Here is a 25,722-nt window from a genome sequence, read left to right as displayed (position 1 = left end):
CTTCGGCCCACCACCTGCTAGCGTTGTTCTGGCCCCTTCCCTCATGGACCTCGTCATCATGAAGCACCTGCCTCGCACCACCCTGCTGTGCGCTGCTTTGTTGGCCCTGGTTGCCTGCTCCAGCAACCGTGTCGATCCCAAGGACTATTCCGGGTTTCTCAAGGACTACAGCCGCCTGAAGCCGGCCGAAAGCGTCTCCGGCGCGCCGGTGATGCGCTGGATCGACCCGGACGTGAAGGCCAGCCAGTACACCAAGGTGTTCATCGAACCGAGCCAGTTCTACCCCAAGCCGCAGCCGACCAACGTGATCTCGGCGCAGACCCTGCAAGAGATCACCCGCTACTTCAACGAAGCGATGCGCCGCGAACTGGGCAGCGTGCTCACCCTGGTCAAGGAGCCCGGCCCGAATACCATCGTGGTGCGCCCGGCGATCACCGCGGTCTCCACCAGCACAGAAGGCCTCAAACCCTATGAAGTGATCCCCATCGCCCTGGTCGCCGCGGCGGTCAATACCGCCGCCGGTGGCCGCGACCAGGCCGTGGACATTGCCGTGGAGGCGGCCTTCCTCGATGGCGCCAGCCAGAACGTGCTGGCCCAGGTGGTGCGCAAGGGCAGTGGCAAGGACCTGGAGAACGACACCACGCAGCTGACCCTGAACGACGTCAAGCCGGTACTCGATGGCTGGGCCAGCGACATGCGCCGCAGCTTCGTGGCCCTGCAGCAGAAAGCCAAGTAAGTGACCAATTGGTCAATGCGCGACCGCTCGTCGGACATGCTGTAAAAATGCCATCACTGCCTGGCCGGCCTGCTTAACTCAAGCGGGCTGCCAGGCAGGCGGCACCGCGTATCAGGGATGGCTGCACAAGCCGGCTGCCAACAGCCGCTCGCACCGGGCAAGCCTGTTCTCCCCGCCCGGTCTCCCACCTCCTCCGCCGCTTCGCCCGCCTGCGCCAGTCGTGGTTATCGGTATGTCATTCATCGAATGCAATGGAGGCAATCATGTCTGAATCGCTGCTCGCACCGTCGGAAGGTCTTTTCCCGGTGTCCTACCTCATTGGTACCAACGCGCCAGGCGCCCCACGCCTGCAGCTCGACCTGCTGGTCTATACGCCAGACCGCAGCGTCAACGGCCACGCGCTGATCACCCAGACCACCAACCCACCGCTGGAGCTGGCGCTGGATGTCTGGGGCACCTACAGCTACCTCACCGTGCAGCCGCCAAGCGAAGGCAAGATCCTGCTGACGGTACGTGGCAACCATGGCGGCCCACACGCCAACTCGCCGGAACAGTTCGAGCTGCGTGCGCTGCTCGACCAGGACTGGCAGAAAGGCACGGCCAGCTACCGCTACAACAACGGCCAGCGCTGGATCGAGGTGGACAACGTACCCGTCGTGCTGGAGCTCAAGCGCATCCAGACACTGGCGAACGTCGACCTGACGACCGAACTGCACAACGCCACCCTGGAGGCAGTGATCGCCACCGGTGATGTCGCGCAACTCAAGCATCTGGCCAGCGGTGCCGTGGGCAAAGCCCTGGACCAGGCCCTTGCCTCGACCAAAAGCCCGGCCGCCAAGGCCGCCAAGAAAGCCTGAGCAGACAAGGAGAATCAGCATGTCCTTCGGACTTTTTCATACCCGCCTGAACGTCAGCAACGGGCTGCTCGGCGCACCGATCCTGACCCTCGACCTGCTGGTGAATACCGTGCAGAAGAAGGTCACCGGCAGGGCTTCCATCATCCAGACCACGCATCCGGTTCAGGTGTTCCAGGCCAAGGTGTGGGGCGGCTACAGCGAGCTGCCGTTTGCGCCTGCGGGTAGCCCATCGATCGTCCTGCATCTGGATGGCAGCCCAAGCGGCCCGCTCAGCCAGATTGCCCAGACCTTCCACCTGCAGGGTCTGCTCGACCAGGGCTGGAAAGCCGGCACTGCCAGCTACCGCTACTTCATCAACAATCATTGGGTCGACCAGCATGGTCGCGTGCGCAAGGCGCCGGACATCACCCACCAGGATCAACCGCGACCAGCGGAGCGCCTGAAGGCCGCGATCAGGCACCTGGAAAGCGTCTGACCTGAGCGGTCCGCGGGGCAAGTCCTCCCCCACGCTTTCACGTGGGAGCGGGCTTGCCCCGCGATCATCGGTCAGGCCATGAAGCTGTAGGCGATCGCCGACAGCGTGATCAAGCCGATCAGCACCACGAACACATTCGACAGCTTGCCCGAATATTGTCGCAGCGCCGGCACCTTGTGCACGGCGTACATCGGCATCAGGAACAGCAGGCAGGCGATCACCGGCCCACCGAGGCTCTCGATCAGCCCGAGGATGCTCGGGTTCAGGGTCGCCACCGCCCAGCAGGTCACCAGCATGAACAACGCGGTGGCGCGCTCCAGGCGCTTGACCGGCCAGGTCTTGCCGCGCCCGCGCAAACTCTTGACGATCATGCCCTGGAAGCCTTCGCTGGCACCGATGTAGTGGCCGAGGAAAGACTTGGTGATTGCCACCAGCGCGATCAGTGGCGCGACGAAGGCGATCACCGGGGTCTGGAAGTGGTTGGCCAGGTACGACAGGATCGAGATGTTCTGCGCCTTGGCCGCGGCCAGGTCCGCCGGGCTCAGGGCCAGCACGCAGCTAAAGCAGAAGAACATCACCGTCAGCACCATCATCACATGAGCCGTGGCCAGGGTCCGGCCACTCTTGCGGTCGGCATCATTTCCATAGCGGTGCTTCTGGTCGACGGCGAAGGCCGAGATGATCGGCGAATGGTTGAACGAGAACACCATCACCGGAATCGCCAGCCACAAGGTCAGCAACAGCTTCGAAGCGCTGATGCCCTCGTTGGCCTGGGCGAAGAAGGCGCCGTTCCAGTTGGGGATCAGGCTCAGCGCCAGCAGCAGCAAGGAGGCGACGAAGGGATACACCAGCACGCTCATGGCCTTGACGATGATCTGCTGGCCGCAGCGCACCACGATCATCAACCCGCAGATCAGCAGCAATGCCAACAGCGCTCGGGGCGGCGCGCCGATGTGCAGCTGGTGCTCGAAGAAGCTGGTCAGGGTATTGGTCAATGCCACGCTGTAGACCAGCAGGATCGGGAAGATGGCGAAGAAGTACAGCAAGGTGATGAGCTTGCCGGCACCCACGCCGAAGTGCTCCTCCACTACCTCTGTGATGTCCTCGTTGCCACCTTTGCGCCCGGACAGCACGAAGCGCGTCAGGGCGCGGTGGGCGAAGAAGGTCATGGGGAAGGCCAGCAGTGCCAGGATCAGCAGCGGCCAGAAGCCCCCGACCCCGGCGTTGATCGGCAGGAACAGGGTGCCGGCGCCGATCGCCGTGCCATACAGGCCCAGGGCCCAGGTAGTGTCGTGGCGGTTCCAGGTGGTCGAGCCACTGGCCGAAGCCAGGGCAGCCGAATCCGCACGAACGCTCGTGGTGCTTTGTACATCAGTCATGGGTATCGCCTTGTAGTTGTTTTTGTCGCAGGTACAGCGGGTGTTGCAGGTTCAATCAGGTTTGTGCGGCACGTCGTGGGAGCACGCCCGCTCCCACGCAGTCAGAGCTTTTTTTTCAGCACTCGACGAACGCGACGGCCAGGCCGCCGCGGGAGGTTTCCTTGTAGTTGGCGTGCATGTCCGCGCCGGTATCGCGCATGGTGCGGATCACCCGGTCGAGGGAGATGAAGTGCTCGCCGTCGCCACGCAAGGCCATTTGCACAGCGTTGATGGCCTTCACCGCGGCAATCGCATTGCGCTCGATGCACGGGATCTGCACCAGGCCCCCTACCGGGTCGCAGGTCAGCCCGAGGTTGTGCTCCAGAGCAATCTCGGCGGCGTTTTCCAGCTGCGGTGGGGTCGCGCCAAGCACCTCGGCGAGCCCTGCGGCAGCCATCGAGCAGGCCGAGCCCACTTCACCCTGGCAACCGACTTCGGCGCCGGAAATCGAAGCGTTCTTCTTGCACAGGATGCCCACTGCGGCAGCGGCCAGGAGAAACGCCACCACATCGTCGTCACAGGCGCCGGGGTTGAACTTCATGTAGTAGTGCAGCACCGCCGGGATGATTCCCGCCGCACCATTGGTGGGCGCCGTGACCATGCGCCCGCCGGCGGCGTTCTCTTCGTTGACCGCCAGCGCGAACAGGTTGACCCACTCCATGGCGCTGAGGGTCGAGCCGATCACGTTCGGCTTGCCGACCTCCTGCAGGCTGCGGTGCAGGCGCGCCGCCCGGCGCTTGACTTTGAGCCCGCCCGGCAGGATGCCTTCATTGCGCAGGCCGTTGTCGACGCACTCGCCCATCGCCGCCCAGATCTTCAACAGGCCTTCGCGGACTTCATTTTCCGGGCGCCAGGCGCACTCGTTGGCCAGCATCAGCTGGCTGACGCTGAGGTTGTGGGCCTTGCACAAGGCCAGCAGTTCGGCACCGCTGGAAAATTCGTAAGGCAGCTCGACCAGGCCTTCGTCGCTCGAAGGCGCATCGATTTCAGCTTGTTCGACGATGAAGCCGCCGCCCACCGAATAGTAGGTCTGGCTGAACTGGCTGCCCTGCTCGTCGAAGCTTTCCAGGGTCATCGCATTGGGATGGTAGGCCAGGCTCTCGTCCAGCAGGCGCATGTCACGGCTGTACTGGAAGTCGATTGGATGACTGCCGTCGAGCATCAGGCATTGCTCCTGCATCAGCTGGTCGATACGCGGCTCGATGCTGTGCGGGTCGATCCGGTCCGGCCACTGGCCCATCAGCCCCAACAGGCAGGCACGGTCGGTGGCGTGCCCGACCCCGGTGGCCGACAGCGAGCCATAAAGGCGTACTTCGACCCGGCGAACCTGGGCCAGCAAGCCGCGCTCGCGCAGGGCCTGGGCAAAGGTCGCCGCGGCGCGCATGGGGCCGACGGTGTGGGAACTGGACGGGCCGATGCCAATCTTGAAAAGGTCGAAAACACTGATAGCCATGCTAATGCCTGACCGTGACGGCGATCTGCGACACGCCACGGCTCTCCGGAAAATTTGAGCGGTATTGCCAAGTTGCGCGATACTGCCGCGCTCAGGCCAGCTTGACCAACGAAACTTCCTACACAAGCCTTTAGCAGGACTAAACAATGAAAGGCCCACTCAATGGCCAGGTGTTCGTCTGGTTGCACGTGTTCTCCTGTGCGGCGAGACACCTGTCGTTCACCCGCTGCGCCGAAGAGCTGCACATCACTCCCGGAGCGGTCAGCCAGCAGATGCGCCAGCTCGAGGAACGCCTGGGCTTTCGCCTGTTCCTGCGCCGTGCTCGCGGCGTCGAGTTGTCCGCCGAAGGCCAACGCCTGGCGCAGACCGTGGCCGAAGCCTACGGCAGCATCGAGGCCGAGCTGTTGCGCCTGGATGCCGGCGAGATCCGCGGCACCTTGCGCCTGCGTTCGATTCCCTCGTTCCTGGCCAAGTGGCTGACCCCGCGCCTGCCGCGCTTCCAGCAACGCTATCCGGACATCGAGCTGCGCCTGGTGGCCGAGGACAGCAACCAGGCGCTGCACCCGGAAGACTTCGACCTGGCCATCGACCTCAACGATGGCAGCTATCCGGGGATGCTCTCCACGCCGCTGCTCGACGAGCAGATCTTCCCGGTGTGCTCACCTGCCCTGCTGCGTGGTCGCCCGCCCCTGCACGGGCCGGCCGGCCTGACCCACTACCCGCTGCTGCACGACATCACCGCCTGGCGCGGCAGCTCGGAATACGCCGAATGGGAGTTCTACCTCGACGGTATCGGCGCCGGCGGGCTGGATGTGCGCCGTGGGCACACGTTCAACCGCAACCACCTGACCATCGAGGCCGCCATCGCCGGTGTCGGCGTGGCCATCGCCCGGCGTACCCTGCTCAACGACGAACTGGAACGCGGCGCGCTGATCGTGCCGTTCGGGGTACCGATCGCCAACCACAAGCGTTATGTGCTGCTGTATCCACCGGGCGGGCTGAGCCAGCCTGGGGCGCGGGCGGTGCATGACTGGCTGGTGGAAGAGGCGCAGAGCTTTCGCGCCATGCACCCATTGGCACTACCGGCGACTTAGATCAGCCCCCTTTTAATGCTAATGATTAGCATTGAGGATTTACCTTTCTGATTCGGAATCCCTAGTGAATGCCTTCACTTACTTGCGAATCGAAAGGAATCCAGCATGTCGCAACAACGTGTCAGCCCGGCGCAGCAGCCGGCTGTGCCCCACTTCGACCTTAATCGCACCTTCGCCGCCGTGCACATGGCGTTGCTGCTTGGCCTGGGCGGTGTGTCCATGAGCGTGGCTGCGGTGCAGGCCGAGGAAGTGGAAAAGCCACGCCACGGCCAGCCCACCAGCAGCCTGGAGCTGTCCGAAACCATGGTCGAAGGCAGCCGCGACCTCCCCAGTGCATTGCCGCCGGTCTACGCCGGTGGCCAGGTGGCCTCCGGCGGCCGGGTCGGGCTGCTGGGCAACAAGGACTTCATGGAGACGCCGTTCAGCACCATCAGCTACACCGAGAAATACATCGAGGACACCCAGGCCCAGACCATCACCGATGTGATCGCCACCACCGACCCGTCGGTGTTCAGCAACGGCCTCAAGGGCACCTACAGCGAGAACTACTCCATCCGCGGCTTCAACTCCAACATCAGCGACGTGAGCATCGGCGGCCTGTACGGCATGGCGCCCTACTACCGGATCTCGCCGGAGATGTTCGAGCGCATCGAGGTGCTCAAGGGCCCGTCCGCCCTGCTCAACGGCATGCCGCCTGGCGGTTCGGTGGCCGGCAGCATCAACCTGGTGCCCAAGCGCGCGGGCGCCGAACCGCTGACGCGGATCACCGGCACCTACATGTCGGACGCACAGTTCGGTGGGCATCTGGACGTCGGCCGTCGCTTCGGCGAGGAGCAACAGTTCGGCGTGCGCTTCAACAGCGTCTACCGCGACGGCGACACCGCCACCGACCACCAGCGCATGAAGGCCGAGCTCAATGCCCTGGGCCTGGACTGGCGTGGCGAGCGCGCGCGCCTGTCGGCCGACCTGTACGAGAGCGAAGACCGGGTCAGAGGCCAGAACCGCGGTATCGGTCTGGCCGAGGGCGTGCCGGTACCCAGGCCCCCGAAGTCCGAGACCTTGCTCAACCCGGACTGGGGCTTCGTCCAGACCCGCGACAAGGGCGTGATCGTGCGCGGCGAATATGACCTCAACGACAACCTCATGGCCTATGCCGCGGCAGGCACCAGCAAGACCGACTATGCCTACAGTGGCACCATGCTCGCCGAGGTGTTCAACACCGCGGGAGACATGGAGACGCGCATGGGCCAGTTGAAGATCGACCTGAAGAAGACCTCGGGCGAAGCCGGCCTACGCGGCCATTTCGACACCTTCGGCGTGGGTCATCAGTGGTCGCTCAACGCCACGCACTATTCGGATAAGCAACGCGACTATGGTCGGCGTGACATCCCGGGCGCCGAGTGGATCAACAATATCTACCACCCGGTCTGGGGTCCCGAGGCCGCCAGGAGCTACCCCCCCATCTCCCACACCGAATCGCGCCTGAGCAGCTACGGCCTGGCCGACACCCTGTCGTTCCTCGACGAGCGCCTGCAGCTCACCTTGGGCGTGCGTCGCCAGCAGGTGCTGACCGACAGCTTCGACGTCAGCAACGGCGCGCACACCACGCGATACAACGAGAGCGCCACGACCCCAGCGGCGGCAGTGCTGGTCAAGGTCACCGACGAGGTGTCGCTGTACGCCAACTACATCGAGGGCCTGAGCAAGGGCGCCATCGCGCCGTTCAACACGGCCAATCGCGGCGAGGTCTTCGCCCCCTACAAGTCCAAGCAGAAGGAAGTCGGCGTCAAGCTCGACCTCGGCGACTTCGCCCACACCCTGAGCCTGTACCAGATCGAACGCCCCAGCAGCTTCACCGACCCGGTAACCAGAGTGTTCTCCTTCGGCGGCGAACAGCGCAACCGCGGGCTCGAGTGGAGCTTCTTCGGTACACCGATGCCGGATGTGCGTCTGATGGGCGGCGTGGCTCGGCTTGACCCGAAGGTGACCAAGGCTGCAAGCGGTTCGGATGAAGGCAAGACCGCCACCGGCCAGCCGAAACTGCAGGGCAAGCTGGGCGTGGAGTGGGACACCCCACTGCTCGATGGCCTGACCCTCACCGCCAACGCCAACGCCGTGTCGAAACAGTACATCAGCAGCGACAACAGCCAGTCGATTCCCGGCTACACCATCTACGACGTCGGTGCCCGTTACCGGCTGCAGGTGGCCGACCACCCGGTGACCTTGCGTGGCACGGTGGAGAACGTGACCAACAAGGCCTACTGGGGCATGCCGCTGCTCACCAGCCTGGGGCTGGGTGCGCCACGCACCGTGCAGGTGTCCGCCAGCATCGACTTCTGATCCTAGTCCGCCTTGCCTACCGGCATCGGTTGCCCCGCCAGGACACTGGCGGGCGTGACCACCTGCCCCAGGTCGATGTGACGGAAATCCGGCTTGGCCCCCAGGCGCGCATTGAAACGCACGTTGAAGGTGAACGGGTCGTCGGTCGGCATGTCCAGCGACCGCCCGTAGAGCGCGCTGACCGCCTTGTCGTCGTAGCCCATCAGCTTGAGCATTGTGGGGAACAGGTTGTAGTGGCTGGAGGCGTTACGGTTCACCGCCAGGTTGCCTTCCCAATCCAGTGTCCTGAGGCCCTGCCCCTGGATCACTACCAGCGGCACCAGGCCCTCCTCCGGCACCGGGTCGCTGTCGCAATGAGTGTTCAGCCCTGGGTTGCCACGCTCATGCAGGTCCTGGCCATGGTCGGAGGTGTACAACACCACGGCCTGGCTGAGGTCGGCCTCGGCGAACAGGCGGCGGAAGAACTCGCCGACGCTCCATAGCACGGTGTTCTGATAGGCATTGCGGTACAACACCCAGTCCTGCGGCCGGCCATCGAAACCGTCGCGGGTGCCAGTGTCAGCGATATCGACGTAATGGCCGCGAGGCAACGCGGGCTGATACTTCAGGAAGTCGTCCGGATACTTGTCGTGCACCGGGAAGTGGGCGCCGACCTTGTTCACCACGATCAGGTGCGGTTTGCCATCCTTGAGCAGCGCCACCAGCCGCTGCAGCGCCGCCATGTCGCGCTGCACCACGGGGGTGTCGTCGAACTGGATGAACTGGTCGATATCGCGCTTCTCGGTGTCGGTCATCAGGTTCTGCAAATTGCCGCCAGTGCGCTGCCCGTCGATGTAGACCGTCTCCAGGCCCGCGCGCTTGGCGTACTGCCAGATCGACGGCTGGGTCGAGTTGATGCGCAGGTAGTCGGCGCGGGTGCCGCCATAGCGCAGGGTGACATTGGTGTCGGCGCTGCAGTTGGCAATGGATGCGGCGTAGCCGAAATTGACGATCCGCACGCCGGGCTGGGCCTGGGCCAGATGGCTGGTGACCCCGGCCGGGGTGTTCAGGTCCAGGTAGTTGCCCGAGATGCTCTCGTCGATCAGCAGCACGATGTCCCGCGCCATCGCCGGCCCCGACTGGGCAAGGGTCACGGGCTGACGTGGCCCGACATGGTCGTGCAGGGTCTCGTAGGTGAACAGGCTCAGGTAGGCCAGCGGCGTGTACATCACCGGCAGCCCGCGAGCACCCTCGCCGGCACGCACGAACAGGATGGCGACCAGCACCAGTAAAGCCAGTACCGGCGCCAGCGGCGGTAGCAGGCGCGGCAGCTTCGGCGTCGGACCCGGGCGCAGGCCGATGCCCAGCAGCAACAGCAGCGCCCGTGCCGCAGCGAGGGTTATGGCGTAGTGATATTGCTGCAGCGCCTCCTGGACGAAACCGCCGGCGTAGACCATGGAGACGAAGGCGCTATAGGTCAGGTACGAATCGGTGATGCGGTTATAAGCGTCGAGAAAGATCGCGCTGACCGTGAACATCAGGGCCAGCGCCCAGCGCAGCCACCCCGGACGCGTGAACGCCGCCAGCACAAGCGCCGCCGCCAATACCGCAAACACGCCCAGGTAAAGTATCAGCGGCACGCCAATACCCAAGGCTTCTATGCGCTCACGGTAATAGCCATGAAAACTGGCCACATAGACCAGCAGCAGCAAAAGCTTGACCCATCCGCGCATGTTTCGGCCACTCCGGTCATGGAATTCTTCCCAAACCGTAGCAGCTCTGAAACAAACCACAACGCAAAAAAGTCAAATTTCCGACGACATACCGACACCAGAATCTGGCACCTATCGCAAGTTGTTGTTGATTATCCCTATCGTCTACAACCCGCTTATTCCGCTGCATTGAACCGTTCATCGGCTCGTCGAACGGCCAATTGCCACTAGCTATGTTCGCTAACACACGGATTGGCAACGGGTTGGTGGCAGATGGCCCGTTTGCTTGGCGTCTGTAAATGCGACGAAACATGCCATTGCTTTGACGCAATTCCACCGGGCTGAGCTATACCCAATTCACACCACTGTTTCATCTCCCTTACTCATCCATTCGAGGCACCGCGCATGGACGTGAGCGTTTTTGGCACCGGTTATGTCGGACTGGTACAGGCAGCAGCCCTGGCGGACGTAGGTCACCGGGTACTGTGCGTGGATGTCGATACCCACAAGATCAACCAGTTACGTCAGGGCGTGCCGCCGATCAGCGAGCCGGGCCTGTCGGACTTGCTCGAGGACAACATCAAGGAAGGTCGCCTGCTGTTCAGTACCCAGGCCAGCGATGCCGTCAGCCATGCCGAGCTGATCTTCATCGCCGTCGGCACGCCACCCGACGAGGACGGTTCGGCCGACCTGACCCATGTGCTCAACGTCACCCGGCAGATCGCCGCGCTGATGGAAACCGACCACACCTTGATCATCAAGTCCACCGTGCCGGTGGGCACCGCCGACAAGGTCATGGCGCTGGCCCGCGACGAGTTGCAGCGCCTGGGCAAGGGCCAGTTGCACGTACGCGTGGTGTCCAACCCCGAGTTTCTCAAGGAAGGCAGCGCCCTGGCCGACTGCATGCGCCCGGACCGCATCATCGTCGGCACCCTCGACGAAGTCGCCCATGACCAGTTGGCCGAACTGTACGCGCCGTTCTGCCGCAACCACGAAAAACTGATGTTCATGGATAACCGCAGCGCCGAACTGACCAAGTACGCCGCCAACGCCATGCTCGCCACCCGCATCAGCTTCATGAACGAACTGGCCAATCTCAGCGAACACCTGGGCGCCGATATCGAGGCGGTACGCCGCGGCATCGGCTCCGACCCGCGCATCGGCTACCACTTCATCTATCCAGGTTGCGGCTTCGGCGGCTCGTGCTTCCCCAAGGACATCAAGGCCCTGCTGCACACCGCCGCGCACAGTGGCATGCCGCTGCGCTTGCTGCAGAGTGTCAGCGAGGTAAACGACCAACAGCGGCGCATCCTCTTCGCCAAGCTCAAGCAACGCCTTGGCGGCCTGGCGGGCAAATCCATCGCCCTGTGGGGCCTGGCTTTCAAGCCCAACACCGACGACATGCGCGAAGCGCCCAGCCGCTACCTGATGGAAGCGCTGTGGGCCGAGGGCGCCACGGTGCGCGCCTATGACCCCGAAGCCATGGACGAATGTCGGCGCCTGTACGGTTACCGCGACGACCTGCAGCTGTGCGCCACCCGCGACGACACCCTGCAGGACGCCGACGCCCTGGTGATCTGCACCGAGTGGAAGAATTTCCGCGTGGTCGACTTCTCGATGCTGGCCAGCAAGCTGCGCGAGCGGGTGATCATCGATGGCCGCAACCTGTACAACCCCGAGCAGGTGGCTGCCCACGGCCTGCACTACAGTGGCATCGGCCTGCGCCAGGTCAGCCCGCAGGCGGATGCGCCATGAAAGTGCTGGTCACCGGCGCGGCCGGTTTCATCGGTGCCCACACCTGCCGCCAGCTGTTGCTCGAAGGGCATCAGGTGGTGGGGCTGGACAACTTCAACGACTACTACGAGCCGTCGCTCAAGCATGCCCGCGTGCACTGGGTACGCCAGACAGCGGGGGATTTCCCGCTGCACTGCCTGGACCTGGGCGACCGCGACGGCATGGCCCGGCTGTTCGCCAGCGAACGCCCGGAAGTGGTCGTGCACCTGGCCGCCCAGGCCGGGGTGCGCTACTCCCTGCAGAACCCGCAGGCCTACCTGGACAGCAACCTGGCCGGTTTTCTCAACGTGCTCGAAGGCTGCCGCCGGCACCCGGTCCAGCACCTGCTGTACGCCTCGTCCAGCTCGGTGTACGGCGCCAATCAGCAAACGCCGTATCGGGTCGAAGACGCCGTGGACCACCCGCTGTCGCTGTATGCCGCCACCAAGAAGGCCAACGAGGCCATGGCCCACAGCTACAGCCACCTGTACGGCATTCCCTGCAGCGGCCTGCGCTTCTTTACCGTGTACGGTCCGTGGGGCCGCCCGGACATGTCGCCGATGCAGTTCGCCAGGGCGATCAGCGAAGGCCGGCCGATCCAGCTGTTCAACCATGGTCGCCACCAGCGCGACTTCACCTATATCGACGACATCGTCGAAAGCCTGGTACGGCTGATCCCCCTGCCCCCGGTCGCCAACCCGCAGTGGGATGCGTTCGCTGCGGATCCGGCCAGCAGCCACGCGCCGTGGCGGCTGTACAACATCGGCGGGCAGCGTCCGGTGGAGCTGCTCGACTACCTGGCGCTGCTGGAGAAACACCTGCAGCGCAACGCGGTGATCGAACTGCTGCCGCTGCAACCAGGCGATGTCCTGGCCACCTGCGCCGATGCCAGCGCCCTGGCCAGGGTCACCGGATTCACCCCACAGATAGGCCTCGATGAGGGGCTCAGGCGCTTCGTCGCCTGGTTCAAGAGCTACTACTCGCCCGCCGCCAGCGAAGCGGCGCCCAAGGGTGAGCAGCCAGATCAACGGAGGGCGGTATGACAGGACAACCCAAGAGCGCGCAACTGCAGGCGCTGTACCAGGACAAACGCATGGACCCAGCGCACCGGCAGCGCATCGATGCCGCCATCCACATGCAGGGCCGCGGCTGGATCACCGGCCGTGTCGGTGGTCGCCCCTGGACCCTTTCGCGCACCAACCGCGTGCTGTCGTGCCTGGCCGCGCTGACCCTGCTGCTGCTGCTGTCGCCGCTGTTCCTGGTGCTGGCGCTGCTGATCAAGCAGTCCAGTCCGGGCCCGGTGTTCTTCGTGCAGAAACGCACCGGCTACCGCGGCCGCGCCTTCGGCATGTTCAAGTTCCGCACCATGGTGGCCAACGCCGAGGCGTTGAAGGATTCGGTGCGTCACCTGAACAAGCATGGCGTTGACGCCATCGACTTCAAGATCGACAAGGACCCGCGCATCACCTCGGTCGGCGGCTGGTTGCGCAGGAGCAGCCTGGACGAGCTGCCCAACCTGATCAACGTGGTCACCGGCGACATGCGCCTGGTCGGCCCCCGCCCCACTTCGTTCAACGCCTACCGCTACCACGACAACCACCTGGCGCGGCTGTCGATCTACCCGGGCATGACCGGCCTGTGGCAGATCTCCGGGCGCAGCAACATCGACTTCGACCAACGTGTGGAGCTGGACCTGAGTTACATCAACGAACAGAGCCTGATGCTGGACCTGAAGATCCTGCTCAAGACCCCGTTCAAAGTCTTCACTGGCCACGGAGCAAGCTGAGATGGACGGTTCATCCTCGAGAAGCCTGACGATCGCTACCCCAAGCGAGACCAACCTGACCGCCACCGTGCTCGACCTCGACCAGCGCACCCTGCTGCTGACCGCGGCCAACACCGGCAGTGGCACCAGCACCAGCGCCCTGGCCTTCGCCAGCCAGCTGGCCCTCATGAGTGCCGGCAACGTGCTGCTGATCGATGCCAGCCTGGCACCTGGCGGCCTTAGCCAGCAACTGGGCCTGACCAAACTGCGCGGCTACAGCGACCTGCTGTTCAACCAGGACACTCCGCCGCTGGCCCAGGACTGCATCGTGCGCCTGTCCGACCAACCGTTCGACGTGCTGCCGGTGGGCACCTGGAAACGCGGCCGCGACCGTCTCGACCCCGAGCAGTTGCGCGTGCTGCTGCACCAGTTGAGCAATCAGTACCGCTTCGTGGTGATCGACGGCGAGGCCATCTACGCCAGCGCCGACAGCCTGGTGATCGGCACCCTGGTCGACGGCGTGATCCTGGTGGTGTGCGCCGAGGAGACCCGCTGGGAGGTGGCCCAGGCCGCCAGCCAGCGCCTGACCCAGGCCGGCGCACGCCTGATCGGCAGCGTGTTCAACAAGCGCAAGTACTACATGCCCAAGTGGCTGTACGAAAATCTCTGAGAGGCCGCACAGGATGAACGCCATGAGATATCCCTCGATTGCCCTGTGCGTACTGGCCCTGGCCGGCTGCGCCAGCCAGGAAAACCGCGAGATGCCGGTGCAGATCCTCACCGCGCCTCCCGCCGAAAGCCAGGCCACCGAAGTCGCCCGCCGCGAGCAGGTACTGCGCCCGCAGGACGTGCTGGAAGTGATCTTCCACGTCAGCAACCGTTCGGCCGGGGCCTACCGCATCCAGTCCGGCGACACCCTGGACCTGAACTTCATGGCCGCCAGCGGCCTGAACGGCAACCAGCTGGTGCAGCCCGACGGCACCATCACCCTGCCCAGTACCAACGCCGCGGTGCGCGTCGAGGGCATGACCCCGGGCGAAGCCGAAAGCGCCATCCGCCAGGCCTACCAGGACAAGCGGGTGTTCAAGCCCAACCGTGACCAGGTCACCGTGCGGGTGATGAGCCCGATGACCGACGAGGTCAACCTGAAGAACGCCCTCAGCCACCCCGGCACCGGCATGAGCCGCGACATCACCGTGGGCAACGACGGCCGCGCCACCTTCCCGGAAATCGGCTCGGTGCCGCTGCAAGGCATGACCGTCAACCAGCTGCGCGACTACCTCAACGAGCGCTACGCCACGTTGCCAGGGCGCATGAGCGTGGACGTGCTGCTCAAGTCCACCGCCGCCAACGAGATCTACGTGCTCGGCGAAGTCGGCCAGCCCGGCGCCTTCCAGATCCGTCGCCCCGTCTCCGTGCTCGAGGCGCTGACCCTGGCCCGCGGCCCGACCCTCAAGGCGAAGCTCGGTTCGGTGGTGATCATGCGTCGCGAGGGCAACACCGTGCATGCGGTCAACTACGACGTCGACCAGGCGCTCTCCGGCGGCAGCCAGAAGCTCGCCTACCTGCAGCCCGAAGACATGCTCTACGTGCCCAAGACCAAGCTGGCCAGCGCCGCCGAGCTGTCCCGGCAACTGGCCGACGTGGTGCTGTTCCAAGGCTTCGGCTTCAGCTTCAGCTACCGCGTCGACAATAAAGAAAGCGACGACTGACCGGGGGACGGACCATGACCACGCAACCGAAAGAAAACTACGTACATGAGTTCTTCCGCATCTTCTTCGCCAACCGCCAGTTGGTGAAACGGGTGTTCCTGGTGTTCGCGGTGATCGCCGTGCTGTTGCCGCTGGTGCTCAAGCAGAGCTATGACATCACCGCCGAAGTCATCGTGCAGTCCAAGAAACTCTCGCAGAGCGACACCACCTCGGCGCTCAGCCAGCAGGCCGACCAGTTCATCCCGCCGTCGCTGGCCGACATGGAGACCGAGAGCAACATCCTGCGCTCGCCAACCCTGATCCGCCAGACCATCGGCGAGCTGCGCAAGGAAGGCCACTATCCGGACGAGCCCGGCCTGCTGCGGCGCACCGTGCTGGACCCGCTGCGTCACGCAGTGATCGAGCCCTTGCACCGGCTGTTCGGCAACAGCGTGGCGGACGATCGCGACACCCAGCTCGATACCCTCACCGACCAGGCGGTCAAGGACCTCAAGGTCGAGACCCTGCCCGGCTCCAACGTGATCTCCATCACCTACAGCGCCAATGACGCGAAGCTGGGCACGCTGTTCGTCAGCCGTCTGCTGGAGAACTTCCTGGCCAACCGCCAGGACCTGCAGTCCAACGAACTGCCCGAGGCCTTCTACGAGCAGAAGAAGCTGCACTACCAGGCTCGCCTGGGTGACCTGGAAAGCCAGCGCCTGGGCCTGCTGACCGCCATCGGCTCGTCGGATCCCAAGGAGGAGATCACCTTCCGTCTCAACGCCATCAACACCGAAGAACAGGCGCTCAACCTGCAACGTGACCGCCAGCTGCAGAACCAGAAGTGGCTGGATTACCTGCAAAGCAGCCTGGCCGCGGCCAACAAGGCGAAGATGGCCGACTACGCCTTCCCCTACACCTTCACCACCACGGTCGACAACGTCGCCTTCGAGGACCGCGAGATCAAGCAGCTCGGTGAGCAGCTGACCACCCAGCTGGCCCGCTACAACGGTGACGCCACGGTGTTCCAGCCAGGCTCCGACCAGATGGTGATGGCCCGCCAGCAGATCGCCCAGTTGCGCGCGCAGTTCCTCAAGATCGTCGAGAACCGCATCCGTGAACGCCAGCAGGACCTGGCCGTGACCCAGCAGGTGATCGAGCAGAAGACCCAGCGCATCGCCGACTACAGCAAGCGCATCCTCCAGTTGCGCGAGACCCAGAGCAAGACTCGCCAGCTGGACACCGAGATCGATGCCCTGCACAAGGCCTTCTCCACCTACGCCCAGCGCTACGAGGAAAGCCGTGGCCAGGGCCTGCTCGATGGCAGCCAGTCCAACGCGCGCATCCTCAGCGCCCCCTACGAACCCACTGCGGCAAGCTTCCCGAAACCCGGCCTGATCATTCCGTTCGGCCTGGTCACCGGCCTGCTGCTGGCGATTGCCGTGGTCTACGTCAGGGAGTTCTTCGACCACCGCTTCAAGCATCCGGCGCAGATCAGCCACGAGCTGGGCCTGCCCGTGCTGCTGGTGATCAACGACCAGACCCCGGCGTTGCCCAACCCGCACAAGAGCTGGTCGCTGCCACGCCTGTGGCACTGGGTGCGCAATTGAACGCCGCGCTGCACGCCGGCCGGCCGATCCTGCACCTGCTGAGCAGCGGCGGGTTCTACGGCGCCGAGCGCATGCTCCTGGACCATTGCCAGGCGACCCCTGGGCGGCATCGGGTGCTGTTTCTCGATGCCCCGGCCGAACTGGTGGCGCGCTTTCGTGAGGCGGGTGTCGAGTGCGACACCTGCCGGGGCCTGGGGGCGGTGCTCAAGGCGCTTGGCGCGCAGCGCGGCGAACGTCCGCTGGTCAACAGTCATAACTTCAAGGGGCAGCTGTTCGGCTGGATCGGTGCCAGCCTGTTGCGCCTGCCGATGGTCAGCACCCAGCATGGATTTACCCCGCGCAGCCGCAAGCAGCGTTTCTACACCTGGCTGAGCCTGCAGCTGTGCCGCACGCCGACGGTGGACACGGTGGTGTGCGTGGCCGAGAGCATTGCCCGTATCCACCGCGAAGCCGGGGTGCCAGCGGCCAAGCTGCAGGTGATTCCCAACGGACTGCCCGAGATCTGTGAAGCACAGCCAAAGGATGGCATGGGAGCGGCACAGCCAGGCGGCGCCCCCTGGCTCGCCGCCTACGTCGGCCGGCTCTCCAGCGAAAAAGGCCCCGACCTGTTCCTCGACACGCTGATCCCGGTGTGTCAGCGCCAACCGCGGGTCCACGCCGTGATGCTTGGCGAAGGCCCTGAGCGCGAAGCCCTGCAACAGCGCATCGACGCTGCCGGTCTGGGCGAGCGCATCACCCTGCCGGGCTTCCAGCGCGACATGCGCGGCTGGATGAAACGCCTGGATGCGCTGGTTATCAGCTCGCGCACCGAAGGCACGCCGATGATCCTGCTCGAAGCCATGCAGGATGGTGTGCCAGTGGTGGCCTTCGGTGTCGGCGGCATCCCCGACGTGATCGAGCACGGCCACAACGGCCTGCTCGCCCGTCCCTTGGCCACGACCGAGCTGGGTGAACATCTCGAAGCGCTGCTGCAAGACCCCGAGCAGGCCGACGAACTGGTTGCCCGGGCTCGCCAGACTCAACGTCAACGCTACCACCTGCCGACCCTGGCACAACGCTGGGCCCAGGTGTACCGGGGCACGGCCGAGGAGGTTGTCGCATGATCATTCCCCTGTCGCTGGTGGCCCTGGTGGCCTTGCTGAGCCTGGGTCTGCTGGCCAGCCCTTACCCGTTCCTGGCGCCCGGCGGCGTGATCGGCCTGGCCGGCGTGCTGGTGCTGTACCGCAAGCCGGCCTGGGGCCTGCTGGCGATCGCCACCCTGGTACCGCTGGAGGGGCTGCTCAAGGACGGCCTGGTGTCCGGCGCCAAGCTGGTGGGCATCGGCCTGGTGCTGATCCTCAGCCTGCAACTGGCAGTGCGCCAACTCCCCGGCGAGCGCCTGCGCAGCAATCAATGGCGCCTGCTGCTGCCGTTCATGGCCCTGTACCTGCTGAGCCTGTGGGCCAGCGACGACCTGGCCCTGTCGGGCGGGCACCTGCGTGAGCTGCTGGTGGGCCTGGTGGTATTCGTCATTACCTTGCTGGTCGGTCGCGACCTCAACCTACCGCTGCTGGCGCGGCTGATCACCGTCAGCGTGTGCGTTACCTGCCTGTTCGCGATCTTCTCCACCAAGTACCAGGAGCAGGGCCGCGCCTCGGCCATGCTCGACCCCAATGCCTTCGCCCTGCTGATCACTATCGCCATGCCCCTGGGACTGTGGCTGGCGATCAAGGCGCGGCAGATCCCGGTCAAGCTGTTCTGGGCCGGTTGCTGCCTGTTGCTGCTGGTGGGCATGACCAAGACCGAGTCGCGCTCGGGGCTGGTGGTGCTGCTGATCAGCCTGGGCATCGTGCTGCACAACTATCGCGAACAGCTGACGCGCATCCGCCCGCGCCACCTGGGCTTCGCCATGCTCGGCCTGGCCATCGTCCTGCCCCTGGGCATCGCCTTGATGCCCGCCGGCTACGCCGATCGCATCCAGTCGCTGATGCTGCTCAAGTCCGGGGTCAACGCGCACCAGGACGAGTCGCTGGGACGGCGCGCCTCCTACCTGGTGGTGGGCAAGGAAATGATCAGCCACAGCCCGCTGCTCGGCACCGGGCCCGGCACCTTCCCGCTGCATTACGCCGACACCGGCTTCTCCAAGGCCTTCGCCCCGGTCAACAGCAAGACCACCGACCTCTACCGCCGCGCCCACAACACCTACCTGGAGCTGTTCAGCGAAGTCGGCCTGCCGGCGGGGCTGCTGTTCGTCGGCATGATCGTGCTGGCCATGCGCAATTTCTGGCGGGCGCGCGCCGCCTTCCGCGCGGCCGGCGACCCGGACCGCGCCGACCTGATGACCCACCTGACCATGAGCATGCTCGCCATTGGCCTGTTCCTGATGTTCCTCAGCGCCCCGAGCCACAAGTACCTGTGGCTGATGCTGGCGCTATCCAGCGTGCTGCTCGGCCAGGCACGTGAGCAGCAGACCGTGGAGGTGGCCCGATGAGCCGGGTGAGTATCGTCATCCCGATGTTCAACGAAGCCCGCCATATCGGCCGCACCCTCGACGCCGCGCGGCGCTCGGCCAGCGCGGCGGGGCTGGCCTGCGAGCTGATCGTGGTGGACAACGGCTCCAGCGACGACGGCCCGGCGATCGCCCGCGCCCACGGCGCCCAGGTGCTGAACGTGCCGGGCGTGGCCATCGGCGCCCTGCGCAATGCCGGCGTGAACGCCAGCCAAGGCGACTGGCTGGCCTTCCTCGATGCCGACATCGAAGTCCCGGAACACTGGCTGGACCTGCTGCTGGACCTGCAGCGCCGTGGCGAAGGCGATGTCTTCGCGCTGGACTGCGACACCCCGCGCCACGCGCCGTGGTTCGCCCAGGCCTGGCAACGGCGCACCTTGCGCACCGGCCAGACGGTGCAGGACTGCACCTGGCTGCCCACCCCCAACCTGTTGATGCGGCGCAGCTGGTTCGAGCAGGTCGGCGGCTTCGACGAGCGCCTGCGCACCGGCGAGGACAAGGACTTCACCCTGCGCCTGCATGAAGCCGGCGCGCGCCTTCGCGTGCTGCGCGAACCGGCGGTGCTGCACTGGGGCTATGAAGCCAACTGGCGCGAATGGCTGGGCAAGGAGATGTGGCGCCAGGGCAGCCACCTGCAATTGCTGCGCAGCCATGGCGTGAGCCTGCGCCTGCTGCGGTTCCCGATGCTCTCGGTGGGCGCCTGGGTGCTGGACGCCATGGCCCTGTCGGCGCTGCTCGACGGTTTCCCGCATGTCGCCCTGTTCTTCCTGCTGGTCAGCGCCCTGCCCGCGCTGCTCCTGAGCCTGCGCCAGAGCCGCAGGCACCGCGACCCGCTGCTCACGCTGCAGCTCTGGGGCCTGCACTGGCTGCGCCTGCACCTGGCCGGCGCGGCGTTCATCCTCAGCCTGTTCAACCGCACCGCAAGGAGGCCCGCCCGTGGCTGAGTTCATTTTCTGGCTATGCCTGCTGCTGCCGCTGTATGCCTGGGTCGGCTATCCCCTGCTGCTGACCCTGGCCGCACCGTTCTTTGCCCGTCGCACGCATTCGCCATTGCCGCCGCAGCGGGTGAGCGTGGTGATCGCCGCACACAACGAAGAGCGGCATATCGAGGCCAAGCTTGCCAGCGTGCTCGGCCAGGACTACGCAGCCGCCGAGCTGCAGGTGGTGGTGGCCAGCGATGGCTCCAGCGACCGCACCGTAGCCTTGGCCCGCAGCCTGGGCGACCCACGGGTGCAGGTGCTGGACCTGCCACGCCTGGGCAAGGCCGGTGCGTTGAACAGTGCCGTGCAAGTGTGCACGGGCGACCTGCTGGTGTTCACCGACGCCGACAACCAGTGGTCGACCGACACCCTCGGCCTGCTGCTGGCGCCTTTCGCCGACGCCGATGTCGGCGGCAGCGCCGGGCATATGATCATCCCCGATCCGGGCAAGGGCCTGAGCATCGGCGACAGCCTGTACCGCCACTATGAAGCCTGGGTGCGCAAGGTGGAGAACCGCACCGGCTGCATGGTCTCGGCCGACGGCGCCCTGCTGGCCCTGCGCCGAGCGCTGTACCAGCCGATCCCGAAACAGGTCAACGACGACTTCTTCATCAGCACCTGCGCACCGGCCGCCGGCCTGCGCATCGTCTATGTGCCCGAGGCGGTGGTGCTCGACCAGGGCGTGGACGAGGCCGACAAGCAGTTCCGCCGCCGCCAGCGCGTCACCGTCGGCGGTCTGCTGAGCCTGGCCGCCCGCCGCGAGCTGCTCAACCCGGCGCGCCACGGCCTGTACGCCATCGCCCTGATCAGCCACAAGCTGATCCGCCGCCTGGCCCCGGTACTGCTCCTGCCGCTGCTGCTGGCCAACCTGTGGCTGGCCGCCGAGCCCGGTTTCTACCGCCTGACCCTGGCCCTGCAACTGCTCGGCTACGCCGCCGCCATCGCCGGCCTGCTGGACGCCCGTCGGCGCTTGCCCCGCCCGTTCCGCCTGGCCGCCTTCGTGCTGGTCACCCTCGCCGGCATGAGCGTGGGCCTGTGGCAATTCCTGCGCGGGCACAGCTACAGCCAATGGAACCCCGACCAGAATCGATGAGCGACGGACATGCCGATCAAGACCCATATCAAGCAGGCCAGCGGCTGGTTCTATTTCAACTCGCCACGCGGACGCGCCGAGCTGCGTGGCGCCGGGGTGATCCTCATGCTGCACCGGGTGCTGGCCGATGACGCCAGCGCCGCGCTGCCCCACCGCAACGAACTGTGCGTTGGCCCCCGGGCCTTCGAAGGCTTGCTGCGCTGGCTGCCCCGGCATTTCGACTGCGTCAGCCTCATGGACCTGCTGCAGAGCCACGAGGAACCCCGCGGCGACAGCCGCCCCAAGGTGGCGCTGACCTTCGACGACGGCTGGCGCGACAACGCCGTCAACGCCTTCCCCCTGCTGCAGCGCCACCAGGTGCCGGCGAGCATCTTCCTGTCCACCGACTACATCGGCAGCCGCCAGCGCTTCTGGTGGGAAAGCGTCGGCGAGACCTTGTGGGGCAGTCATGGCGAGGAGGCACGGCGGCAACTGATCGAACGCCTGCGCAAACTCGGCCGGCCGTTGCCGGCGGCCTACTTCATGCACGACCACAGCAAGGCCCGCAGCCTGGTGCTGGCGCGCTACCTGCAGACCCTCAAGAGCCTCAGCCCCCAGGCCCTGCACGTACTGACCGATGCCTGCCCGACGGAATCGCTGCCCCAGGCCATGGACTGGCAGCAGGTGCGCGCCCTGGAGGACTCCGGCCTGGTGCGCTTCGGCCCGCATGGCGCCAGCCATGCCCTGCTGCCCTACCTGGACGACCATCGCCTCAAGGAAGAACTGACGCGCAGCCATGCGGCGCTCAACGAAGGCTGCCGCGCACCGCTGCCGGTGTACTGCTACCCCAACGGCGACCACGACGAACGCGTGCGCGCCCAGGTCGCCGCACATCGCTACCCCTACGCCCTGAGCACGCGCCCGGGCATCTGCCAGGGCCATGACGACCCGCTGGCCCTGCCGCGCATCGGCGTCAGCCAGCGCAATGCCAGCCGGCCCTCGCTGCTGGCCTGGCGCATCAGTCGCGGAGACCGCTGATGAACCGCAACAGCTACCTGCGCCACCTGGCGCTGAGCATGGGCACCAAGCTTGCCATGATCGCCCTGCGCCTGCTGCGCAACGTGCTCCTGGCGCGCATCCTCGGGCCCAGCGAGCGCGGCCTGTTCGCCCTGCTCAGCACCCTGCCCGACCTGATCAGCGCCGCCACCAGCGGCGGCCTAAACAGCGCGGTCGGCTACCAGGCGGCCAAGCAGCGCGACATGGGCCTGCTGCTGACCCAGGTGCTGGTCTACGGTTGCCTGCTGGCCGGCGCGCTGACCCTGGCCTGCGTGTTCCTGGTGCGCGAGTTCGGCGCCGACCTTGAGGTCACTGTGCAACTGGGCCTGCTGGCCTGGCTGTTGCTGCTGGCGGTGCCGATGACCGTGCTCAAGAGCGGCCTGCTGACCCTGCACAACGCCAGCGGCGGCGTCGGCGCCTTCAACGCCCTGCGTCTGACCGAGTCGCTGGCGCCGCTGCTATTGTTCCTCGGGTTGTTCTGGATGTGGCGCGACGAAGCGCTGGAGGCGGCGCTGATCAGTTGGCTGTGCGGCATCGCCCTGGTCCTGGCGCTCGGCCTGTGGTGGCTGCGCCGCCAGCACCCGCTGGCCCTGCGCTGGGACCGTGGTGGCCAGCGCGAGCTGCTCAGCTACAGCGCCAAGAGCCACCCCGACCTCTTGTTCCAGCAGTTGATCCTGCGCTCGGACTACCTGTTCATCGGCGCGCTGCTCGGCAGCACCGCCCTGGGCCACTACGCCATGGCCAGCGCCGCAGCCGAACTGCTGCTGATCGTTCCCGAGGCGGTGACCACGCCGCTGATGAAGCGCCTGCTGCAGCAGGATGCCGGCATGGAGCGCATCACTCCCCTGGCCCTGCGCCTGACCGCCACGGTGATGCTCGGCGCCTGCCTGGGCATGGCGCTGATCGGCCACTGGCTGATCGTCACCTTGTTCGGCGCCGAATATGCCCCGGCCTATCCGGCCCTGCTGGCGTTGCTGCCTGGCCTGCTGGGGCTGTGCTACGCCAGCATCCTGCGCCTGGACCTGCTGGGCAAGAACCGCCCCGGCACGGTGTCGCTGATGATGGGCGCCGGTGCTGCACTGAATCTGGTGCTCAACATCGTGCTCATTCCGACCTGGGGTATCGTCGGCGCGGCAGCGGCCTCGTCCATCGCCTACCTGGCGGTCACCGTGGCCATGCTGGTGCTGTACTGCCGCCTGAGCGGCGTGCCGCTGGGCCAGACCCTGATCATCCTGCCAGCCGATCTGGCGCCACTGCGTCAGATGCTGCAACGGCGGGCGGCATGAAGGCGGCCTTGCTGTGCGGTGCGCTTCTGACGCAGAGCGCGCTCGCCGCGCCTGTGCAATGGGGCGATATCCGCGACGGCAGCCTGTACCTGCTCCCCGAGCGCGCCGATGAAGTGCGTATCCAGTGGCAACCGGCCTGGCAGGCCGATGCCAACGCCGAGCACCTGTACCTGCTGGACGGTAACGGCCGCCTGACCGGCGAACGTCGGATCGAAGCCGCGCAGGTGCGCGGCGAGCAACGCTGGCCGTTGGCAGCGGGCGGCGGCGCCTATCGCCTGGAGGTGCCCGGCTACAGTTTTCGCGACTATCGCGTCCAACACGACGGCAGTACCCGTGCGCTGTTCGCCCCGGCAAAGGTGCACTTCAGCGCTGAAGTCGGGCCTGGTGTCACCCTGTATTTCCGGGTCAAGGCCGGCGAGCAGGCGGTGTTGGCCGGCAAGCACCACGGCGGCGTGCATGGCCTGTTCGCCGAGCGCCTCAGCGATGGCCGGCGCATCCAGCTGCCGCTAAAACCTTATCGCGCCTACTGGCGCTTCGATCAACAGGCGCTGCCTGCCAGCAGCCGTGACGAAACCTGGCGCCTTGGCCTGCAGGGCAGCGGCAAGGCGGCGTTCTGGCTCGACGGCAGCGCCAACCTGTTCGCCCAGCGCGCCGCAGACCTCGGCGAGCTGCCCCAGTTGCCGGGCCAGGTAACCCTGGCCCTGGGTGACAAGGTGCTCGGCCCGACCCCACGGCTGGGCGTCGCCCTACCCTACGTGCTGCCACCGGCCTCGAGCTTCGCCGCGCTGGACGCCCTGCGCCCCCAGGCCGCCGGCTTCTACAGTTTCGTCGACGTGCTGCAACGCCAGCCGGACTTCGAGAACGCCTGGCGCAAGCTCTATCAGGAGCGCTTCGGCATTCTCCAGGACATCACCCTGCTGGCCGGCAGCGCCCGGGTCGCCGACCTCAGGAGCGACCGCACCAGCACCGATGGGTTGAGCGCCTGGCTCGAGGCGACCAAGGCGCTCGGCGGCAAAGGCACCCACTACCTGGCCTTCGCCGACGAGCCGAATCTCAACTACCGCGACTACGCCAGCTACCGCGATTTCTTCCAGGCCATGGCCAAACGGGTGCGCGACTACCCCGGCGCCCGCGAGGCCGGCGTGCGCATCGCCATGCCGGCCTCCTCGCGCCTGCTCGGCGGGCCCTTCACCGACGACGGCAAGCAGCGCCGCGGCATCGACTGGGCACGGCGCCTGCTGGCCGAGCAAAGCGCGCAGATCGATGCCCTGGCCTGGCACGAATGGATGGTCCGCGATCTGCTCGCCACCCGCAGCTACCGCGACAGCGTGCGCCAGGCCGCCGCGCTGGTGGGCCTGGATGGCCAGGGCCGGCCGCGCAAGGCGCTGCTGCTGGACCAGACCAACCTGTCCAGCGGCTCGAGCCTCAGCCCCTACGAACAGAACACCCACTACGCCGGCCTGTGGTGGACCTCGGTGGTGATCAACGCCGCCGGTGACGGCCTGCTCGACATGCTCAACTGGTTCCACGTCGCCGACGAGCCCGAATGGCCCAAGGGCATGCTGCGCGATGCCGGCGGCCAGCGCTACGAACTCAAGCCGGTGGGCCTGGCCCAGCAGTTCATCCAGCGTCACTGGCTGGACCAGGTGCTGGCCCTGGACAACGACGCCTTCGAGGTCGATGCCCTGGCCATGGCCCGCCAGCACCAGCGCAGCCTGCTGGGGGTGAACAAGGCCGAGCGCCTGCAGCAGGTGGCGCTGTCGCTCGGCGGCTGCCCCACCGGCCAGCTCGAACTGTTCGGCCCCGACAACCAGAGCCGCCGCGCCAGCTTCAGTTGCACGGATGGCCAGATCCACTTTCAACTGCCAGGGCAGACCGTATTCGCCCTGACCTGGAGCGCGTCATGAGACGCACCTCGATCAGCCATGCCCAGGAGG

The 25,722-nt window shown here is 66.0% G+C and carries 21 protein-coding genes; 18 read left to right on the top strand and 3 right to left on the bottom strand.

The window, feature by feature from the left end; all coding sequences use genetic code 11:
* The first annotated feature begins 58 nt into the window (after window positions 1–58).
* The 3 genes from ACODS9_RS01390 to ACODS9_RS01380 all read left to right on the top strand — a co-directional run bounded on the left by ACODS9_RS01390 (window position 59) and on the right by ACODS9_RS01380 (window position 2,068).
* The gene (locus ACODS9_RS01390; protein ID WP_046857799.1) at window positions 59–736 is read left to right on the top strand and encodes a DUF3313 domain-containing protein; all 678 of its coding nucleotides are present in this window, start codon (window positions 59–61) and stop codon (window positions 734–736) included.
* Window positions 737–999: 263 nt separating this feature from the next.
* A complete protein-coding gene (locus tag ACODS9_RS01385) occupies window positions 1,000–1,593 on the top strand; it encodes a DUF1842 domain-containing protein (protein WP_401105401.1) in 594 nt (197 codons plus the stop codon).
* A 19-nt stretch (window positions 1,594–1,612) separates the two neighbouring features.
* Complete coding sequence (locus ACODS9_RS01380; protein ID WP_489093075.1) at window positions 1,613–2,068, top strand: DUF1842 domain-containing protein; 456 nt, start codon at window positions 1,613–1,615, stop codon at window positions 2,066–2,068.
* A 71-nt stretch (window positions 2,069–2,139) separates the two neighbouring features.
* On the opposite strand, the gene ACODS9_RS01375 is transcribed toward ACODS9_RS01380, so the two are convergent.
* A complete protein-coding gene (locus tag ACODS9_RS01375; protein ID WP_489093074.1) occupies window positions 2,140–3,447 on the bottom strand; it encodes a serine/threonine transporter in 1,308 nt (435 codons plus the stop codon).
* A gap of 115 nt (window positions 3,448–3,562) precedes the next feature.
* Window positions 3,563–4,939, bottom strand: a complete 1,377-nt coding sequence (locus ACODS9_RS01370; RefSeq protein ID WP_401105395.1) for an L-serine ammonia-lyase — start codon at window positions 4,937–4,939, stop codon at window positions 3,563–3,565.
* Window positions 4,940–5,085: 146 nt separating this feature from the next.
* On the opposite strand from ACODS9_RS01370, the gene ACODS9_RS01365 reads away from it, so the two are divergent.
* Both ACODS9_RS01365 and ACODS9_RS01360 read left to right on the top strand, forming a co-directional pair.
* Window positions 5,086–6,033 carry a LysR substrate-binding domain-containing protein gene (locus ACODS9_RS01365; protein ID WP_401105393.1) on the top strand — a complete coding sequence of 316 codons (948 nt, stop codon included), beginning with the start codon at window positions 5,086–5,088 and terminating at the stop codon, window positions 6,031–6,033.
* A gap of 105 nt (window positions 6,034–6,138) precedes the next feature.
* Window positions 6,139–8,373 (top strand): TonB-dependent receptor, encoded by a 2,235-nt coding sequence (locus ACODS9_RS01360; protein WP_489093073.1) that lies wholly within the window; start codon window positions 6,139–6,141, stop codon window positions 8,371–8,373.
* A 2-nt stretch (window positions 8,374–8,375) separates the two neighbouring features.
* On the opposite strand, the gene ACODS9_RS01355 is transcribed toward ACODS9_RS01360, so the two are convergent.
* Complete coding sequence (locus ACODS9_RS01355) at window positions 8,376–10,085, bottom strand: sulfatase-like hydrolase/transferase (RefSeq protein WP_401105389.1); 1,710 nt, start codon at window positions 10,083–10,085, stop codon at window positions 8,376–8,378.
* A gap of 384 nt (window positions 10,086–10,469) precedes the next feature.
* Here ACODS9_RS01355 and ACODS9_RS01350 point away from each other — a divergent pair, with 384 nt between their 5' ends.
* From ACODS9_RS01350 to ACODS9_RS01290, 13 genes are read left to right on the top strand one after another with little or no spacing between them, the layout of a single operon-like run.
* Entirely contained in the window at window positions 10,470–11,819 is a 1,350-nt protein-coding gene (locus tag ACODS9_RS01350; protein ID WP_401105387.1) for a UDP-glucose dehydrogenase family protein, read from the top strand.
* On the top strand, window positions 11,816–12,880 hold the full coding sequence (locus ACODS9_RS01345) for an NAD-dependent epimerase (RefSeq protein ID WP_401105385.1): 1,065 nt from the start codon (window positions 11,816–11,818) through the stop codon (window positions 12,878–12,880). The genes ACODS9_RS01350 and ACODS9_RS01345 overlap by 4 nt, the downstream gene beginning before the upstream one ends.
* Window positions 12,877–13,623 (top strand): sugar transferase, encoded by a 747-nt coding sequence (locus tag ACODS9_RS01340; protein ID WP_401105383.1) that lies wholly within the window; start codon window positions 12,877–12,879, stop codon window positions 13,621–13,623. Before ACODS9_RS01345 ends, ACODS9_RS01340 begins: the two co-directional genes overlap by 4 nt.
* Window position 13,624: 1 nt before the next feature.
* Window positions 13,625–14,272, top strand: a complete 648-nt coding sequence (locus ACODS9_RS01335) for a CpsD/CapB family tyrosine-protein kinase (RefSeq protein WP_401105381.1) — start codon at window positions 13,625–13,627, stop codon at window positions 14,270–14,272.
* 22 nt (window positions 14,273–14,294) lie between these two features.
* Entirely contained in the window at window positions 14,295–15,314 is a 1,020-nt protein-coding gene (locus ACODS9_RS01330) for a polysaccharide biosynthesis/export family protein (protein WP_046855784.1), read from the top strand.
* A 14-nt stretch (window positions 15,315–15,328) separates the two neighbouring features.
* Complete coding sequence (locus ACODS9_RS01325) at window positions 15,329–16,903, top strand: GumC family protein (RefSeq protein WP_046855785.1); 1,575 nt, start codon at window positions 15,329–15,331, stop codon at window positions 16,901–16,903.
* Entirely contained in the window at window positions 16,900–18,006 is a 1,107-nt protein-coding gene (locus tag ACODS9_RS01320; protein WP_489093072.1) for a glycosyltransferase family 4 protein, read from the top strand. Before ACODS9_RS01325 ends, ACODS9_RS01320 begins: the two co-directional genes overlap by 4 nt.
* Window positions 18,003–19,373, top strand: a complete 1,371-nt coding sequence (locus ACODS9_RS01315; RefSeq protein WP_401105377.1) for an O-antigen ligase family protein — start codon at window positions 18,003–18,005, stop codon at window positions 19,371–19,373. The genes ACODS9_RS01320 and ACODS9_RS01315 overlap by 4 nt, the downstream gene beginning before the upstream one ends.
* Window positions 19,370–20,335 carry a glycosyltransferase family 2 protein gene (locus ACODS9_RS01310; protein ID WP_401105375.1) on the top strand — a complete coding sequence of 322 codons (966 nt, stop codon included), beginning with the start codon at window positions 19,370–19,372 and terminating at the stop codon, window positions 20,333–20,335. Before ACODS9_RS01315 ends, ACODS9_RS01310 begins: the two co-directional genes overlap by 4 nt.
* Entirely contained in the window at window positions 20,328–21,464 is a 1,137-nt protein-coding gene (locus ACODS9_RS01305; RefSeq protein WP_401105373.1) for a glycosyltransferase, read from the top strand. Before ACODS9_RS01310 ends, ACODS9_RS01305 begins: the two co-directional genes overlap by 8 nt.
* Before the next feature lie 9 nt (window positions 21,465–21,473).
* Complete coding sequence (locus ACODS9_RS01300; protein ID WP_046855789.1) at window positions 21,474–22,481, top strand: polysaccharide deacetylase family protein; 1,008 nt, start codon at window positions 21,474–21,476, stop codon at window positions 22,479–22,481.
* Entirely contained in the window at window positions 22,481–23,785 is a 1,305-nt protein-coding gene (locus tag ACODS9_RS01295) for an oligosaccharide flippase family protein (RefSeq protein WP_401105371.1), read from the top strand. The genes ACODS9_RS01300 and ACODS9_RS01295 overlap by 1 nt, the downstream gene beginning before the upstream one ends.
* The gene (locus ACODS9_RS01290) at window positions 23,782–25,692 is read left to right on the top strand and encodes a hypothetical protein (RefSeq protein WP_489093071.1); all 1,911 of its coding nucleotides are present in this window, start codon (window positions 23,782–23,784) and stop codon (window positions 25,690–25,692) included. Before ACODS9_RS01295 ends, ACODS9_RS01290 begins: the two co-directional genes overlap by 4 nt.
* Window positions 25,693–25,722: the final 30 nt, after the last annotated feature.

The organism is Pseudomonas sp. FG36, from assembly GCF_057809275.1.
Note: the sequence above shows the minus strand (reverse complement) of the source record. Positions and strands in the feature narration are given on the sequence as shown.

Excerpts from the sequence above, each read along its gene's own strand:
- ACODS9_RS01390 (WP_046857799.1), top strand. The coding sequence starts at position 59 with ATGAAGCACCTGCCTCGCACCACCCTGCTGTGCGCTGCTTTGTTGGCC.
- ACODS9_RS01385 (WP_401105401.1), top strand. The coding sequence starts at position 1,000 with ATGTCTGAATCGCTGCTCGCACCGTCGGAAGGTCTTTTCCCGGTGTCC.
- ACODS9_RS01380 (WP_489093075.1), top strand. The coding sequence starts at position 1,613 with ATGTCCTTCGGACTTTTTCATACCCGCCTGAACGTCAGCAACGGGCTG.
- ACODS9_RS01375 (WP_489093074.1), bottom strand. The coding sequence starts at position 3,447 with ATGACTGATGTACAAAGCACCACGAGCGTTCGTGCGGATTCGGCTGCC.
- ACODS9_RS01370 (WP_401105395.1), bottom strand. The coding sequence starts at position 4,939 with ATGGCTATCAGTGTTTTCGACCTTTTCAAGATTGGCATCGGCCCGTCC.
- ACODS9_RS01365 (WP_401105393.1), top strand. The coding sequence starts at position 5,086 with ATGAAAGGCCCACTCAATGGCCAGGTGTTCGTCTGGTTGCACGTGTTC.
- ACODS9_RS01360 (WP_489093073.1), top strand. The coding sequence starts at position 6,139 with ATGTCGCAACAACGTGTCAGCCCGGCGCAGCAGCCGGCTGTGCCCCAC.
- ACODS9_RS01355 (WP_401105389.1), bottom strand. The coding sequence starts at position 10,085 with ATGCGCGGATGGGTCAAGCTTTTGCTGCTGCTGGTCTATGTGGCCAGT.
- ACODS9_RS01350 (WP_401105387.1), top strand. The coding sequence starts at position 10,470 with ATGGACGTGAGCGTTTTTGGCACCGGTTATGTCGGACTGGTACAGGCA.
- ACODS9_RS01345 (WP_401105385.1), top strand. The coding sequence starts at position 11,816 with ATGAAAGTGCTGGTCACCGGCGCGGCCGGTTTCATCGGTGCCCACACC.
- ACODS9_RS01340 (WP_401105383.1), top strand. The coding sequence starts at position 12,877 with ATGACAGGACAACCCAAGAGCGCGCAACTGCAGGCGCTGTACCAGGAC.
- ACODS9_RS01335 (WP_401105381.1), top strand. The coding sequence starts at position 13,625 with ATGGACGGTTCATCCTCGAGAAGCCTGACGATCGCTACCCCAAGCGAG.
- ACODS9_RS01330 (WP_046855784.1), top strand. The coding sequence starts at position 14,295 with ATGAGATATCCCTCGATTGCCCTGTGCGTACTGGCCCTGGCCGGCTGC.
- ACODS9_RS01325 (WP_046855785.1), top strand. The coding sequence starts at position 15,329 with ATGACCACGCAACCGAAAGAAAACTACGTACATGAGTTCTTCCGCATC.
- ACODS9_RS01315 (WP_401105377.1), top strand. The coding sequence starts at position 18,003 with ATGATCATTCCCCTGTCGCTGGTGGCCCTGGTGGCCTTGCTGAGCCTG.
- ACODS9_RS01310 (WP_401105375.1), top strand. The coding sequence starts at position 19,370 with ATGAGCCGGGTGAGTATCGTCATCCCGATGTTCAACGAAGCCCGCCAT.
- ACODS9_RS01300 (WP_046855789.1), top strand. The coding sequence starts at position 21,474 with ATGCCGATCAAGACCCATATCAAGCAGGCCAGCGGCTGGTTCTATTTC.
- ACODS9_RS01295 (WP_401105371.1), top strand. The coding sequence starts at position 22,481 with ATGAACCGCAACAGCTACCTGCGCCACCTGGCGCTGAGCATGGGCACC.
- ACODS9_RS01290 (WP_489093071.1), top strand. The coding sequence starts at position 23,782 with ATGAAGGCGGCCTTGCTGTGCGGTGCGCTTCTGACGCAGAGCGCGCTC.